Annotated in this window: 14 protein-coding genes; 9 read left to right on the forward strand and 5 right to left on the reverse strand. The window is 52.9% G+C overall.

All coding sequences use genetic code 11. The annotated features are described in order from the left end of the window. Positions 1 to 208: 208 nt before the first annotated feature. Both BUB68_RS02815 and BUB68_RS02820 read right to left on the reverse strand, forming a co-directional pair. Positions 209 to 928 (reverse strand): AzlC family ABC transporter permease, encoded by a 720-nt coding sequence (locus BUB68_RS02815; RefSeq protein WP_073088283.1) that lies wholly within the window; start codon positions 926 to 928, stop codon positions 209 to 211. Positions 929 to 943: 15 nt separating this feature from the next. Next, a complete protein-coding gene (locus BUB68_RS02820; protein WP_073088284.1) occupies positions 944 to 2,272 on the reverse strand; it encodes a threonine/serine exporter family protein in 1,329 nt (442 codons plus the stop codon). A 104-nt stretch (positions 2,273 to 2,376) separates the two neighbouring features. On the opposite strand from BUB68_RS02820, the gene BUB68_RS02825 reads away from it, so the two are divergent. After that, positions 2,377 to 2,838, forward strand: a complete 462-nt coding sequence (locus tag BUB68_RS02825; RefSeq protein WP_256625629.1) for a peptide deformylase — start codon at positions 2,377 to 2,379, stop codon at positions 2,836 to 2,838. A gap of 144 nt (positions 2,839 to 2,982) precedes the next feature. On the opposite strand, the gene BUB68_RS02830 is transcribed toward BUB68_RS02825, so the two are convergent. After that, the gene (locus BUB68_RS02830; protein ID WP_073088286.1) at positions 2,983 to 4,365 is read right to left on the reverse strand and encodes an alanine/glycine:cation symporter family protein; all 1,383 of its coding nucleotides are present in this window, start codon (positions 4,363 to 4,365) and stop codon (positions 2,983 to 2,985) included. Between the two features lie 109 nt (positions 4,366 to 4,474). Continuing rightward, on the reverse strand, positions 4,475 to 6,244 hold the full coding sequence (locus BUB68_RS02835) for a MutS-related protein (protein ID WP_073088287.1): 1,770 nt from the start codon (positions 6,242 to 6,244) through the stop codon (positions 4,475 to 4,477). A 192-nt stretch (positions 6,245 to 6,436) separates the two neighbouring features. Between BUB68_RS02835 and BUB68_RS02840 the strand changes: the two genes are divergently transcribed. From BUB68_RS02840 to BUB68_RS02875, 8 genes are all read left to right on the forward strand, one after another. After that, positions 6,437 to 6,604 (forward strand): aminoglycoside phosphotransferase, encoded by a 168-nt coding sequence (locus BUB68_RS02840; protein WP_073088288.1) that lies wholly within the window; start codon positions 6,437 to 6,439, stop codon positions 6,602 to 6,604. A gap of 75 nt (positions 6,605 to 6,679) precedes the next feature. Beyond that, entirely contained in the window at positions 6,680 to 6,955 is a 276-nt protein-coding gene (locus BUB68_RS02845; RefSeq protein WP_014423213.1) for a hypothetical protein, read from the forward strand. A gap of 23 nt (positions 6,956 to 6,978) precedes the next feature. Next, on the forward strand, positions 6,979 to 7,650 hold the full coding sequence (locus BUB68_RS02850; protein WP_073088289.1) for a hypothetical protein: 672 nt from the start codon (positions 6,979 to 6,981) through the stop codon (positions 7,648 to 7,650). Positions 7,651 to 7,848: 198 nt separating this feature from the next. Further along, the gene (locus BUB68_RS02855) at positions 7,849 to 8,505 is read left to right on the forward strand and encodes a D-sedoheptulose-7-phosphate isomerase (RefSeq protein WP_073088290.1); all 657 of its coding nucleotides are present in this window, start codon (positions 7,849 to 7,851) and stop codon (positions 8,503 to 8,505) included. Positions 8,506 to 8,643: 138 nt separating this feature from the next. Then, positions 8,644 to 10,404 (forward strand): MATE family efflux transporter, encoded by a 1,761-nt coding sequence (locus BUB68_RS02860; RefSeq protein WP_073088291.1) that lies wholly within the window; start codon positions 8,644 to 8,646, stop codon positions 10,402 to 10,404. A 13-nt stretch (positions 10,405 to 10,417) separates the two neighbouring features. Beyond that, entirely contained in the window at positions 10,418 to 11,446 is a 1,029-nt protein-coding gene (locus tag BUB68_RS02865; RefSeq protein ID WP_073088292.1) for a GNAT family N-acetyltransferase, read from the forward strand. Then, a complete protein-coding gene (locus BUB68_RS02870; RefSeq protein ID WP_073088293.1) occupies positions 11,439 to 13,631 on the forward strand; it encodes a SpoIIE family protein phosphatase in 2,193 nt (730 codons plus the stop codon). Before BUB68_RS02865 ends, BUB68_RS02870 begins: the two co-directional genes overlap by 8 nt. Next, complete coding sequence (locus BUB68_RS02875) at positions 13,624 to 14,034, forward strand: ATP-binding protein (protein WP_073088294.1); 411 nt, start codon at positions 13,624 to 13,626, stop codon at positions 14,032 to 14,034. The genes BUB68_RS02870 and BUB68_RS02875 overlap by 8 nt, the downstream gene beginning before the upstream one ends. Positions 14,035 to 14,189: 155 nt before the next feature. On the opposite strand, the gene BUB68_RS02880 is transcribed toward BUB68_RS02875, so the two are convergent. Next, a partial coding sequence (locus BUB68_RS02880; RefSeq protein ID WP_073088295.1) for a transposase occupies positions 14,190 to 14,416 on the reverse strand: 227 nt, incomplete at its 5' end.

Consider the following 14,416-nt stretch of genomic DNA (forward strand, 5'->3'; position numbering starts at 1 on the left):
TAAAAGGCCGGCCAGTTTTCTGGCCGGCCGGTGCTGATGGTGACTAGTCATCAGCGGAGTTTTGAAGGCTCTTTACCGTTGCGGGCGCTGTCTGTCGAGCTACTTAAGCAATACCTGCAAGAACAGAAAGTGCGAAGTTAGCGAAAAGGCATTCTGTCAATGGTTCAAGCACCCCCCGGACTGACTACCCGGGGGGCGTTTTCGTATGTCATTCTTTTACAGGATGCAGGATCGCACCAATCGTGGCGATGACTACGGTCAGGATAATGGTGCGGGTGCCGCCGGACAGGTCGCTGACAAGGGGCAGATAGGTGCAGGCAAAGCTGGCGGCAAAACTGGCGGCTACTAACGCGCCGATAACGCGGTTATCCCGGGCAGGCGGGATGATAACCCAGATAAACATGCCGAACAGGGCCACGCTCAGGGCGCTGACGGCGGCTTCCGGCAGCATATTGCCCGCCATGACGCCTAACGCCGTGCCCACGGACCAGCCGGGCAGGGCCAGGCTCATGGCGCCGTAATTATAGTAAGGATTCAGTGGGCCCTTGCGGGCAATCGTGATGCCGAAGATTTCATCGGTGATATCGAAACCTACCAGGACACGGTGCAGGATATTGGTATCCGGGGAGAACTTCTGGCTGACCACGCAGCTCATGAGCAGGTAGCGGGCATTGGCTACGAGCGTCATCAGTGCCAGTTCCAGATAAGGTGCATCGGCGGCAATGATCGTGAAGGCTGCGTACTCTCCTGCTGATGCGTTGTTGAAAAAGCTGGCGAGAAAGCCTTCAAAGGGGGTCAGTCCCGCGTTGCGGGCGGCAATGCCCAGCGTGAAGGACACGACGAAGTAACCCAGCGCAATGGGGAAGCCGTCACGGGCTCCCTCCACGAAAGCTTCCCGCCGGGGAGAAGAAGTCGTAGTAAGCGTCATAAAATACCTTCTTTCTTAATCTTCAGCTTCGGCATATCGTTTCGCCAACAATTTCGCAACATTGTTCTGTTTGCGGCGTTCAATCTGGCGATGGATGAAAATATTGGGAATGGCGACACCCACGGCTATGCCGATGATGATGGTCACGGCATCCACGCCCATGCGGAAGCTGGCAAAAAATTCTTCACCCGTGATGAACTGGATGTTCAGTACGGCAAAGAGCAGACGGTAAAGCAGTACCCCGGGAATCATGGGAATGGCGGAAGGGATGGTCATGACGATATTGGGCGTATGGAACCAGTGGATGGCCCGCAGGGCAATCAGTCCCACGACAGCTGCGCCGATAAAGGAACCGGCAGTCTGGGAAAGCCCCAGCTCCAACACGGAAATATTGCGCAGGAGCACCGTGATGATACCGCCAACGGCCACCACGGGCAGAATCCGCTTGGGCACGTTGAAGATGATGGAAAAGCCCACGGCGGCAACGGCTGCGGCGATGGCCTGTGACAGATAATGCGTGTCCGGCGTAAGCTGGACGCTGGTGAAGTCGGTTACGCCGCAGAGCCGGATGGCGATGACGATGCCGAAGGTCATGCTGCCGACCACGAGCAGCGTGTGCATGGCCCGTGTCATGCCTGCTACGATGAAGTTGTTGAGCAGATCATCCACTGCGTTGATAAGCGGAATTCCGGGCACGAGGAACAGCGTGCAGGCAATCAGCGGATACCAGTTGAGTCCGCCGGTCAAAAACTGCGTGCTCCAGGCCAGTATGGTTGTCACGAATGACGTGATGGCAATGGTGGCGTAGGCATTGAAGGCATAGCGGGTGCAGAGCCGCCGCATATAGAAGCCCAGGAATGAGCAGATGGCCGTCAACAGGAAATCCAGCCAGCTGCCGCCGAAGAGCTTGCAGAAGCCGCCGCAGGCCGCGCCTGCGCCCAGGGCTGTCAGCCATACGGGATAGGCACGGGGGAGGTTCCGTATATTGTTCAGCTGCCGCCGGAAGGCTTCGAGGCTGTAATTCTGGGCCAGCGCCCGCCAGGTCAGCTTGCTCACCGCAGAAAGCGTGGTCATATTGACCCCGAGTTTCTGGTATTTGCAGAACTCCGTATAAGAATGGCGGCTGTCGCTGACATTGAGCATCAACGTGGTATAGAGCACATGCTGGTGCATATGTTCCTGGTCGATGCCCATATAGGCTGCTGCCCGCCGCATATCCCGCACCGTGCGGTCGCTGTCCGCTCCGTTTTCCATCAGCAGTGCCCCGGTCTGCAGGAGCAGATGCAGTTTCTCGCCGATCTCTGCGAAGGGTTTGTTCAATATCTCATCCTTGTCGTCACTCAAACTATCCCGATCCTCTCTCTATTGTGTAAACATGATTGTAAATGTATGTAAACTATTGTAGGACAGCAGGGGATATATGTAAAGGTTTTGAGGCAGGAAAAATTGTGGTAGAATTAGAAGCGGAAAATCATGTCAGAAATGGGGAGAGATCTATGGTCAAGAATATTATCAAGGATACGGAGTTCCTGCAAAGGAAAGCAGAGCCTGCAACCCGCAAGGACAAGGCCGTGGCAGAGGATCTGTTGGACACGCTCAAGGCAAACCGTGCCATCTGTGTCGGGCTGGCCGCCAATATGATCGGCGTGGCCAAGAGCATTATCGCCGTACAGGTGGGCAAGCAGAATGTGGCGATGTTCAATCCGAAAATCGTCAAGCATGCCGAGGAATGCAGTGAAGTCATGGAAGGCTGTCTCTCTTTGTTAGGAGAACGTCCGGCCAAGCGCTATGCATGGATCGAAGTGGAGTACCAGGATATGAAATTCAAGCCGCAGAAACAGCGCTTCTCCGGCTTTACGGCAGAGATCATCCAGCATGAGATCGATCACTGTCAGGGCATATTGATCTAAAAGCAAAAGGCAGATTCGCCATTGTCAAGCGAGTCTGCCTTTGTTTTTTGCTGTGAAATCTTTGCAAGTCAAGCCTGCAAGGTGCAGAATGGTTTAGATTTCGTGTAAGGGCTGATGAAAAATCGAGAAATCTTTCATCTTGCTTTATTCTGCAACAGCCGAATGGTGGGCTTCGGGTTCGTCAAGTTCCCCTTTGCGAGAGAGGTAGCTTTCGGTTTCTGCCACGACGACGCCTGACAGGGCAATCAGGGCAATCAGGTTCGGGATTGCCATCAAACCGTTGACGATATCTGCCAAAATCCAGATGGCTTCGAGTTTCAGGAAACCGCCGCTGGCAATCAGGGCGATGAAGATGATGCGGTAAGGCATCACGCCTTTCGTGCCGAAGAGATAGATGCAGGCGCGTTCGCCGTAGTAGTTCCAGCCCAGGATGGTGGTGAACGCGAAGAGCACGAGGGCAACCGTCAACAGCATGCTGCCGATATGGCCATAAGTGGCGGCGAAGGCGGCGCTGGTCATAGCGGCACCAGCGGCATCACCCTGCCATACGCCGGTCAGCACGAGGGCCAGGCCCGTCATGGTGCAGATGATCAGCGTGTCGATGAAGGTACCCGTCATGGAAATCAGACCCTGTTCAGCCGGCTCCTTGGTCTTGGCTGCTGCTGCTGCAATCGGTGCAGAGCCTAAGCCGGATTCATTGGAGAACACACCGCGGGCAATACCGTTCTGCATAGCCATCATGATGGTGGAACCGGCAAAACCGCCGGCAGCTGCCGTACCGGTAAAGGCCGATTCAAAGACAAGGGCCACGGCTGCGGGCAGGTTTTCGATATTCATGGCAATCAGCCCCAGGCTGATGAGGATATACATCACAGCCATGAAGGGGATGACCTTGGAGGCAACCTTGGCAATGCTCTGCAGGCCGCCGATGGTGATAGCGGCGATGAGGATCGTCAACACAGCGCCCGTCAGTACCTTGGACAGGCCAAAGGAGATTTCCGCACTATCCACAATGGCGTTGACCTGCGGGAAGGTACCGATACCGAAGTAAGCGACGAGAATCGTAGCGGCAGCGAAGAAGGTAGCCAGCGGCTTGTATTTCTCGCCCATGCCCTTGCGGATGTAATACATCGGGCCGCCGGCGATATTGCCATTGGCATCGGTGCTGCGGTATTTCACGGCGAGGAGGCCTTCGGCATATTTGGTTGCCATGCCGAAGAAGGCGGCCATCCACATCCAGAAGATGGCACCGGGACCGCCAATCTTCACGGCGGTGGCTACACCGACGATATTGCCGGTACCGACAGTGGCGGCCAGTGCCACGCAGAGAGCCTTGAAGCTGGAAACATCGCCTTCGCCGTGGTTCTTGGCCTTGAAAATCAAGGACAGAGCCTTGGGCAGGCGGACTACCTGCAGCAGCTTCAGGCGCAAGGTCAGATAGATGCCTGTACCCACCAGCAAGGTGATAAGCGGCGGCCCCCACATAAAGGAGTCGATAGCATTCAACATCGGGATAAATGATTCCATAGACAGTGTCCTCCTCGCATGATACAAAACAGATTGTGTCTACTGTGAGTAAACACAGGTACATCTCAAATAAGATAGTCCCTATAATATCATACGAAAAGACATTTGTCTACAGGATTCCCGCCATTTTTAATAAATATTGGGCATTTGTCGTCTGACAGCGGCCGTTCTTTATTTTATAGTCGAATTTTATCTTGTTTTCTTCGTAGTATTCCGCGAAATGATAATTCGTTACCGGAATATTGTTGGGGGATTGCAGATCGCAGAGTTCAAAATCATGGGTGGATACCAATGTGATGGCATAGGGCTGTGTCAGGCGGGAAATGGCTTCGCGTGCGCCGATGATCCGGTCGGCGGAGTTGGTACCCTTGAAAATCTCGTCAATGCAGATGAACATGGGCAGTTCCTTTTGGCTGAAGTCCACCATCTGCTTGATGCGCAGGAGCTCGGCATAGAAGGTGGAGATTCCCTGGGACTGGTCATCATGCACCTGTATGGAGGTGAAGATGTGCATAGGCGTGCAGGCAAATGCCTTGGCGCAGACCGGGGCCCCTGCATAGGCCAGCACAAGCGAGCTGGCCAGCGTGCGCATATAAGTGGTCTTGCCGGACATATTGGAGCCGGTGATGATGCGGGTTTCGGAGGCAAGTGTTGTATCGTTGGGCACGGCTTTCGTTTCGTCCAGCAGCAGGGCGGCCAGGGTTGTGGCTTTCAACTGGGGATCCCCCCTCAGGATCTGCGGGAAGCAATATTGTTCACGGGTATGCCCCACCATGGCCAGAGAGAGATAGAGTTCCATTTCGGCCCATTCCTGTAGCCAGTCCGGCAGGTTTTGGGCGGCGTCATCCTGCCAGCGGGCAAAGCGGGCCGCGCAGTGGCAGTCCCAAAGGAACAGAGCATTGCCCAGGACGTAAAAGAAGAGATTGCGGCAGAGGTTCACATGGTCTGTGAGCCGGGCCAGTTTCTGCAAGGCAGGTGCGCCGTTTTGGGACAGGTCAGCAGCTAATCTTGTCAATACGGTGCTTGTAAAGTTTGTCTCTCTCAGACGGATGAACAGGGTTTGATAGGCATGGAGCTCCTGATTGAGAGCTAGCAAGGGGGTGAGGATGGCATGGTTTTGCTGTTGGAAAATCATGGCAATGGTGAACTGCAGGAGTACCAACAGGCCGGGCAGCTGCCAACTCAGCAGGTCAGCAGCTGCCAGTATGATGCTGCATAAGGTCAGGATGGGCAGTATCCAGCTGGTGCGTTGCAGCGTATGGCTGATATCCTGTTGGCGGTCGGTGGTGATTTCTTTCAGCAGGGGGACCGTATCGTGGCCTGCGGGCAGCTGGCGGCTGAGGGCCAGAAGTTCTACACAGAGCCGCTGGCGGCCAATCAATTCGGCGGCGGCTTCCTGATGTTTGAGGATGTCAGCGGGAGGCGGCGGCATGATGTTCAACGCCCGGGCCAGTTCTTTTCTGCCTAAGGCTGTGCGGGCGCAGCAAAGATATTGATAGAGGGAAGCCTTGCCGAAGATATGCAGGTCAACATCCTGCGGGCGGCTGGCTTTGCAGAGATCCTCGCCCTTATCCGGCAAGTCCTGCCATGTCTTATCGAAATGTGAGAGATAATCTGCTGTTACGGCCAGGGCATTTTGGAAAAAGCGAATCTGCTTCTTGATATGGTTGTGCTGGCGGATCAGCCAGCCAAAGAGCACAAGCAGCAGCACGCCCATGATCCCGGCAATAGACAGCCCGTCATATGCGGCCGCAAAGGCGAAAATCAGGGCGAAGAAGCAGATGGTGCGGTAGAGTGTATAGTGGCCGGCAGTTTTTTCGCAGGCCGCCAGCTGATCCTGTTCTTCAGCCTGCAGATTTATATAGAAGTCTTTCTTCATAACAAACCTCCTCCAATACGAATTGCCTGCCTTCATTATACCGCGATTCGGTATGGTCTGTAAAAGCGGGAAAATCTAAGACGAGTTTCGTTTGTCTTTTGGGGGGATCGTGCTATCGTAGAGCATTTGGCTGGTCTGTTGTTGTGCATTATCTATTGTTTTGGTATAATTGAAAGCGTTGGAGGATAATATATGGATGAGAAACAAGCGGCTATGTCCCGGTTGCAGGCGAGTATCGATGCCATCAACAAGCGGCTGGCCATCGATTCCAATGATTTGGATTACGAAACCCATCTGCGGCAGAAGCGACAGTTGCAGCAGATTCTGGACCGCATGAAGGAAAAAATGGATAACAGGTAAATCTATCAGATTATTTTCAGCATACTTTGCTAGAATAATAAACATCAAAAAGTCAAAGTTGAAAGGATGAACACTATGTCACAGCGTATGACCATGGACGAAGTCTTGAAAGAGTACGGCGTACCCCAGGTGAAACTGGATATCCACGCCACCCGCAGCGAGCTGTTGAAGCTCCGGGAAAAACTGATGGCCATCCGTGACCTGTCAAACGGTGCGGAACAGGGCTATCTGGATATCGATTGCAAGCTCTATATCGATGTGGACGATATCGACCGCTATCTGTCCGGTGAGCTGGACACGGTAGGGGAAATCTATGCTTTCCCCGAAGATATCAAATCCTATAAGGAATAATGACGAGTCAAAGGAGAATTGACATGAAGATGAAGAAAATCCTCGCTTCCCTGATGGTGGGAGCTATGGTTATGACTACGATGCCCGTGGTGTCCGTGGATATGGCCACCACGGCCTATGCCGCCAAGGGCGGTGCGAAGATGGGCGGCGGAGCCAAGAGTGCGCCGAAGTCTGCTGCACCGAAAGCAGCTGCCCCCAAGACCAATAATGATACGCATAAATCCGTATCGGGCAGCGGTGAGACGTACAAGCCTTCCAAGGATGCCAAGAGTCTGGACAAGAATGCACCGACAGCCAACAGCAAGAGCAATGCCAATGCCAATGCGAATACGGCTGCCAATACCCAGAGCGGCAGCCGCTGGGGTAATGCCCTGCGTACGGTAGGCCTGCTGGCTGGTGGTATGCTGCTGGGTTCCATGCTGGGTAATCTCTTTGGCAGCAGCATGCTGGGCGATATCTTTGGCGTGATCGCCAATGTCGTCATGCTGGTGGCTGTATTCATGCTGATCCGCTGGGCTTGGAACAAGTTCCGGAACCGCGGCAAGGAAAATGAGTATGCATCGCAGATGAATCATTATAATCGCAGCAATGAGCCAATCGATGTTACGCCGCGTCCGCAGCAGATCCAGGATATTCGTGGGCCGCAGGAAGGGTACGATGCCCGTACCGAGGCTAATAAATATCGTAATCGGTAATTCGTGGTTATGTACTTTTTCTTTGGCGCAAAGAAAAAGTACCAAAAAGAAAACGCGGACTGAAATCCCATCCGGGGATTTACGTCCGCCTGCGCCCTTCCGTGGGCGCTGGGTAACGATAGACCACCGCTTTTTCGTAGCGGGGGAGGGACTGTTGCCTCGTATTTTCTTATAAGTGTGTAAAAAGGAAGTTTTATTTTGGTTAAAGATTCAACATTGAAGTGTATAGATGATCTGATTGCCCGTTATCCGCAGCTTTCTGTCTGCCGGGATGATTTGCGGGCGGCTGTGGAGGCAATCTGTGAGAGTTACCGCAGGGGCTGCAAGCTGATTGCCTGTGGCAATGGCGGCAGTGCTTCGGATAGCGAGCATATTGTCGGGGAGCTCATGAAAGGGTTTCTGCTCAGGCGTGAAATCAAGGGGGAACTGGCGGATAAGATCCGTCAGCACTGCGGTGATGATGCGCAGTACCTCATTGATAATTTGCAGGGGGCTCTGCCGGCACTGTCCATGGTGAATCAGGTGGCACTCAATACAGCTTTTGCCAATGACCAGGCACCGGACCTGTCCTTTGCCCAGCAGTTGTTGGGCATGGGGAATGAGGGGGATGTGCTGCTGGCCATCTCCACTTCCGGCAACAGCACCAATGTCATCTACGCTTTGGAAATGGCCAAGGTCAAGGGCGTGAAAACCATCGGACTCTTAGGCCGTAGCGGTGGCAAGATCAAGGCGCGTGGCCTGGCTGATATCAATATCTGCGTGCCGGAGGACGAGACGTTCAAGATCCAGGAACTGCACTTGCCGGTATATCATATGCTGTGTATTGCGGTGGAAAATGAATTTTTCGGTGCATAAGCGTGTAAGAAATAGCGATGAACGAGGAAGTTCCTTGTTCATCGCTATTTTGCTTTGTTTGGCAGGAGTCGTGGTCTTGCTGAGAGAATATAAAAATATGGTATCCTGAAAAAATTTGTTAAGGAGGATGCTGACGATATGGATGCAGCCTTGATCGTGCGTCATGTGAGTGCTTCTATCCTGGCCATGCTGGGAGCTATGGCGGGCAGTCTCGCAAACAGCGCTTTGGCGGGAGTGTTTTTCGGAGCAGCAGGTTTAGCGGTAATGAGCGTGGTGATGCCTTTTTACTTTTTGTTCTCCGTTGTGGGCTCACTGGTGGGCGTAGGGGGCGCTACGACAGCTGCCTATTTCTTGGGCCGTGATGATACGGAGGGGGCAGATCGCTCGTTTTCCCTGGCCGTTTGGTTGGGGCTGCTCTTTTCCTTCCTGCTGGGGCTGATTGGTTCGATATGGCTGCAGGATATATTATATGTTTTCGGTACGACGGATGAAATCTATGAAGCGGCTTATGAATATGGACTGGTTTATCTCTGGGGGGGCTTTGGCACGGCGCTCTTTTATCTGCCGTTCAATTTCTTGCGGCTGTCAGGCCGGCTCCGCCTGATCATAGGCTTGTTCCTGGCACTGGCGGTCGTGAATATCGTCCTGGATCTGTTTTTTATCCAAGTTCTGGCTGTGGGGATAGCGGGCATTGCCTGGGGAACGGTGCTGGCCTCAATCCTGATTTCCTGGCTCGGGCTCCATGCCGTGCTCAGAGGGGAATCCGCTTTTCATCTGGTGCGGCAGCTGGATATGAGTCTGGCTTTGCGGCTCATGCAGTTAGGAAGTCCGGCGGCAGCGAACAATCTTTTGACGTTTTTCCGTTTGATCGTCTTGAACCGTTTGTTGCTCGCAACAGCTGGAGAAGTTGGTTTGGCCGCTTTCTCGGTGGTTACGGCGCTGGAAAATTTCTCGCTGATCATCCTTTCAGGACTGGCGCAGGGCTCCGCTTCTTTTATCAGCGTACTGACGCGGGAATTTGATACCGTCAGCGTGCGGCGCATTGAGTATGAGGTCCACAGGATCGGACTGGTTCTGATTGGCCTCATGACCGCAGTGATTTTGCTTTTCCCCGCAGAAATTGTTTCGTTGTTCGGGCTGAAAGGTTCGGAACTGGCAGCTGCTTCCGAGGCAGTCTGCATCTTTGCCTTCAGCTTGTTGCCTTCTGTATGTTGTTATCTGATGTTTTTCTATTACCAGGCGGCAGGCTTCACGGGACTGGCAAACGTGCTGGTGTTCTCCCGGTCGTTCCTCTTCATCCTGCTGCCAGCCTGGCTGTTGGCTTCTGTCTATGGGATGAAGGGCATCTGGTGGTCGTTTACGATTGCATCCCTGAGCCCGATCATCATCATGCTGCTGGTCAAGCCGTTTTATGTCCGGCGAGGCTACGCGGGCTTTTTATTGCAGGATCTGACCGCTGAGCGTACGGGAACATACCTTTCCTTTTCCGTCAAGGCCGATACGGAGGCTGTCGTGGCGAAGATGGATGAGGTCGAAGCGTTCTGTGAAACCAATGCTTTGACGGGGAAGGAAACGATGCTGGTTCGCATGGCTATGGAGGAGATGCTGCTGAGCATCAAGGACCATTCCTGCCAGAGTGATGAGGCGGTGATGGATGGGCGTGTATTGCTGATGGAAAAGGCGGGGAAAAAGGCGGGGAAAAAGGCTATTGTCCTGCGCATCCGGAACACGGGAAGGATGTTCAATCCTTTGGAATATTACGGACGGGTGCAGGAGAAAGACCCCTTGGCGCTCCAGGATGCACTGGGCATTGCTATGGTGATGAAGGCCGCTGATGTCATACATTACAAAACAACTTTCGGCATAAATAACCTGATGGTGATGATATACAGAAAATAAAGGGGGGGAATGTATGGAATACAGGGTCGCTGAGCGTGAAGGGCGGAAACTGTGCGTGGGGTATCGTGATTTCTGCCCCGCAGATGTATCTGGTCTTATCGCTTGCATCCGGGACGAGTATGCAGGTACCTACCTGAAGCCGGAGTTTTATGATCCCGGTTTTATCCTGAAGGGAGTGGCCAGTGGGGCGTTTCATTTCCTGGTGGCTGAGGCTGAGGGGAAGATAGCAGCGGCTTTGGGATTGAAGCTGAATCCTCCCTATGACACGATGTGCGAGTGGATAACTGGCGTGGTACTGAAGGAATATCGCCGCTTCGGCATCATGAATGTCCTGTTTCAGCTGGCTTTGGATAAGATGGCGACGATGCCGGGCATCTCGGCGGGATATGGTTTTTCCGTCACGTATCATGATATATCGCAACGGGCTATGGGGCGGCTGGGCTTTATGCCCTGCGGGTTCCTGCTGTCTGTGCTGGCCATACAGAATATTGCCCATTCCTATGAACGGGACCGGAACATGAAGCATCATCATATCATCATAGTCAGGCGGCAGGAGAAAGAGGATGCGGGAACGATCTACGTGCCTGCTGAGCATGAGGACATAGCCCGGAGGGTGTATGCATCTTTAGGGGTGGCCGTGGTGGTTGTCCGCGATTTTGTCCCCTTATACGGGAAAAGCTGTTGCCGGGTGGAAAATGATGCGGGGCAGGCCAGCTGTACCATCTGGGTAGAGGAAAGCGGAGCAGACCTGGCCGAACGGATAACGGATATTGAAAGCGAACATCAGCAGGTGAATCAAACGTTCAATATATTCTTGAATGTGAGTGATGAGCGGGCGGTGGCAGCTTATCAGGAACTGCGTAAGCTGGGATATTTCTTCGCCGGCTGGCGGCCTGTCTGCGGGCGGCGGGAAATCATGGTGCTGCATAATCCCGGCCGGGTACAGCTGGACTTTGCTTCGTTGGTCATTGCAGAGGCGGGGGAATACCTGCGGGAATATGTAGCCACGTGTTATGAGAACAGGGGAAATTATTATGGTTAAAATGGGGATAAAAAAGCAAGCGCTGACGCTGTTGCTGCTATGCAGCCTGGTTACACTGCTCCTGGTAGGAGGCATCTCCCTCTATGGCATGGTGAATATTCGCAACAGTGCGGTGCAGATCGGGCAGAGCATAGGGCAATCTGCCGCGGAGAACAGCAGTGAGATCCTCCGTGAGGACCTCAAGGGCGATCTGATGCGTATGCTGGCGAACCGGGGCAAGCAGATCGAGCTGATATTTGCCAATCTGAGTCAGAACGTGACCATGCTGTCACGAGAAATGACGGCTATCCGACAGCATCCGGAGGATTATACCGTGCGCCACGTTTCCGAGCCTGACCGTGCGCAGGCGGGACAGCTCGCGGCACAACTGCAGTATGCACCCGACGTCGCTAAAGGCAGTGCAGCCTTGCAGCGGGAAATCGGTCTTACTGCGAACCTGCAGGACTGGCTGTTCCAGATGAATGCCAGCCAGCCCGCCGTGGCATCGGCTTATGTGGCATCTGGCAGTGGTTTTGGCATCACCGTGGATGACCGTTCGGACAAGAAGTTCAAAGCTGGCGAGAACGTGCCTTTTGCCATTGATTTCAGGACGCGTCCCTGGTATCAGGATGCAGCATCGCAAAAGAAGCTGGTCTTTTCCCGCGTATTCAATGATCTATATAGTGGGAATCTGGGGATAACCTGCGCTGCACCGTATTTTGACGAAGCGGGAGAAGTGGCTGGTGTCGTGGGCATGGGAATGTTCCTGACACAGGTAAGTGATGTCATAGAGGGAACCCGCTTGGGCGAGACGGGTTACGGTTTCCTGATGGGACAGAAGGGACGTATCATCTTCTCGGGCAAGGAGGATGGTGTGTTGAAGGCTGCGGGGCCAGAGGGACAAAGTCTTTTTGATGTTGAGGATGAATCCTTGGCGCGGATAGCCAGGCAGATGGCAGCAGGAGAAAACGGGATCAGCGAGGTCATGATTGATGGTGTTCCCTGCTATCTGGCTTATGCTCCTGTGAAGGAAATGAATGCCAGCTATGGCATTGTCATGGCTGCGGAAGAAGTCAACCGCCCGGTTCAGGCCAATGTAGAAGTGATTGAGCAGACTACATCGGATTTCATCGGCGTGTTGAACCAGTCCATTCAGCAGACGCTTCTGGCTGTATTGGCGCTGGCGGCATTGTTCCTCATGGCGGTACCTTTGGTCAGCAGCCGGGTGGCTGAGCGCTTTGTCAGCCCCATTCATGAGCTGGCTGATGGTGTGCGGGAGATAGCCAGCGGCAATCTGGAGAAGAAACTTTCCATCAATACCGGCAATGAAATCGAGCATCTGGCAGTCTGCTTCAACGCGATGACGGATGAATTACAGAATCAGATGAAAAATCTGGCGCAGGTGACGGCGGACAAGGAGCGCATCTCTACGGAGCTGAGTGTGGCAACGAACATTCAGGAAAGCATGTTGCCGCGTATTTTCCCACCATTCCCGGAGAAAAAGGAGTTTGATATCTACGCCAGCATGCATCCGGCAAAAGAGGTCGGCGGTGACTTTTATGATTTTTATATGCTGGATGAGAATCACGTAATGCTTACCATTGCGGATGTGTCGGGCAAGGGGGTGCCGGCGGCGCTGTTCATGGTGATCGCCAAGACCATCCTGAAGAACTTCGCGCTGACCATGAGTGGCAGCAAAGATCTGGCACCGCTGGTGTCCTGTACGAATGATCAGCTCTGCCAGAACAACGATGCCATGATGTTTGTCACCGCTTTTGTAGGACTCCTGAACATCAAGACCGGGCATTTCACCTATGTCAATGCGGGGCATAATCCGCCGCTGATCTATCGGAAGAAAGAAAATAAATTTTCCTATATGGATGTGAAGCGTAATTTTGTCCTGGGCGGAATGGATGAGCTGATGTTCAAGGGACAGGATCTGACCCTTGAACCGGGTGATAAGTTGTTCCTTTATACGGATGGTGTAACCGAGGCTCTGAATGAGAGCGATGAGCTGTATGGCGAGGAACGGCTGATCGATACACTGGATGCAGCTGGAGCAGATAAGGTGAATTTACAGGAACTTTTGGCTATGGTGCAGAAATCATTGGCATTGCATGTGGGAACGGCAGCACAGTCCGATGATATTACCATGCTGGCCTTGTCGTATTATGGCGATATGGCAAAGGAGGGGGACGATGTATAAGGAACTGATTACGGCGGCTAAGGTGGAGAATCTGGCGGCAGTGAATGATTTTGTTGAGGGACTGCTGGCGGATACGGACTGTTCGTCGAAAACGCAAATGCAGATTGAGCTGGTGGTGGAGGAAATCTTTGTGAATATCGCCAGTTACGCATATGGCGGCGGAGAGGGTGAGGCCATCCTGCGCGGCAGGATTCTCGAAGCGCCGCTGGGGTTGGAACTGATCTTCATGGATAAGGGGGCACCATACGACCCTCTGGCCCGCACGGACCCCGATGTCAATGCCGCCATGGAAGACCGTGGTATTGGCGGCCTGGGAATTTTCCTGGTCAAAAAGAATGTGGATGCCATAAAGTATGCGTATCAGGACGGACAAAACATCCTGAGCATCTGTAAATATTTTTAGCCGCTTTGTCATGCAAGGCCAAAAAAGGCGCTGTGATGAAATGCGAAAGCATTTTATCCACAGCGCTTTTTTATTGCGTGATTTTGTATCTTATACCATTATAATCTAAAAAAGGGCGCAATGCCCCTTTCCCCATAAAGTAGCTTATTATCTGTTTATGCGGCTAATTTTACTCGATTGATTTTATTATGGTATTTATAAAGATTATGCCCTATAGAAACAAGGAAAATTTCCAGTCTTACCTGTTCCATGCCTTTTCTTACGACTCGTTTATACCAGCGATCATATTTCATTACGCCAAAAGTACCTTCTGATTGTATGGAGCGATTCATTCTCAGCAGTGCTCCGTGGATGCTTTCCAAGTTATCCACAACTTCTTGGT

Source organism: Pseudoselenomonas ruminantium, from assembly GCF_900142515.1.
Classification (GTDB): domain Bacteria; phylum Bacillota; class Negativicutes; order Selenomonadales; family Selenomonadaceae; genus Selenomonas_A; species Selenomonas_A ruminantium_D.

Excerpts from the sequence above, each read along its gene's own strand:
- BUB68_RS02815 (WP_073088283.1), bottom strand. The coding sequence starts at position 928 with ATGACGCTTACTACGACTTCTTCTCCCCGGCGGGAAGCTTTCGTGGAG.
- BUB68_RS02860 (WP_073088291.1), top strand. The coding sequence starts at position 8,644 with ATGGATGCAGCCTTGATCGTGCGTCATGTGAGTGCTTCTATCCTGGCC.
- BUB68_RS02835 (WP_073088287.1), bottom strand. The coding sequence starts at position 6,244 with ATGAAGAAAGACTTCTATATAAATCTGCAGGCTGAAGAACAGGATCAG.
- BUB68_RS02870 (WP_073088293.1), top strand. The coding sequence starts at position 11,439 with ATGGTTAAAATGGGGATAAAAAAGCAAGCGCTGACGCTGTTGCTGCTA.
- BUB68_RS02865 (WP_073088292.1), top strand. The coding sequence starts at position 10,418 with ATGGAATACAGGGTCGCTGAGCGTGAAGGGCGGAAACTGTGCGTGGGG.
- BUB68_RS02875 (WP_073088294.1), top strand. The coding sequence starts at position 13,624 with ATGTATAAGGAACTGATTACGGCGGCTAAGGTGGAGAATCTGGCGGCA.
- BUB68_RS02830 (WP_073088286.1), bottom strand. The coding sequence starts at position 4,365 with ATGGAATCATTTATCCCGATGTTGAATGCTATCGACTCCTTTATGTGG.
- BUB68_RS02850 (WP_073088289.1), top strand. The coding sequence starts at position 6,979 with ATGAAGATGAAGAAAATCCTCGCTTCCCTGATGGTGGGAGCTATGGTT.
- BUB68_RS02845 (WP_014423213.1), top strand. The coding sequence starts at position 6,680 with ATGTCACAGCGTATGACCATGGACGAAGTCTTGAAAGAGTACGGCGTA.
- BUB68_RS02840 (WP_073088288.1), top strand. The coding sequence starts at position 6,437 with ATGGATGAGAAACAAGCGGCTATGTCCCGGTTGCAGGCGAGTATCGAT.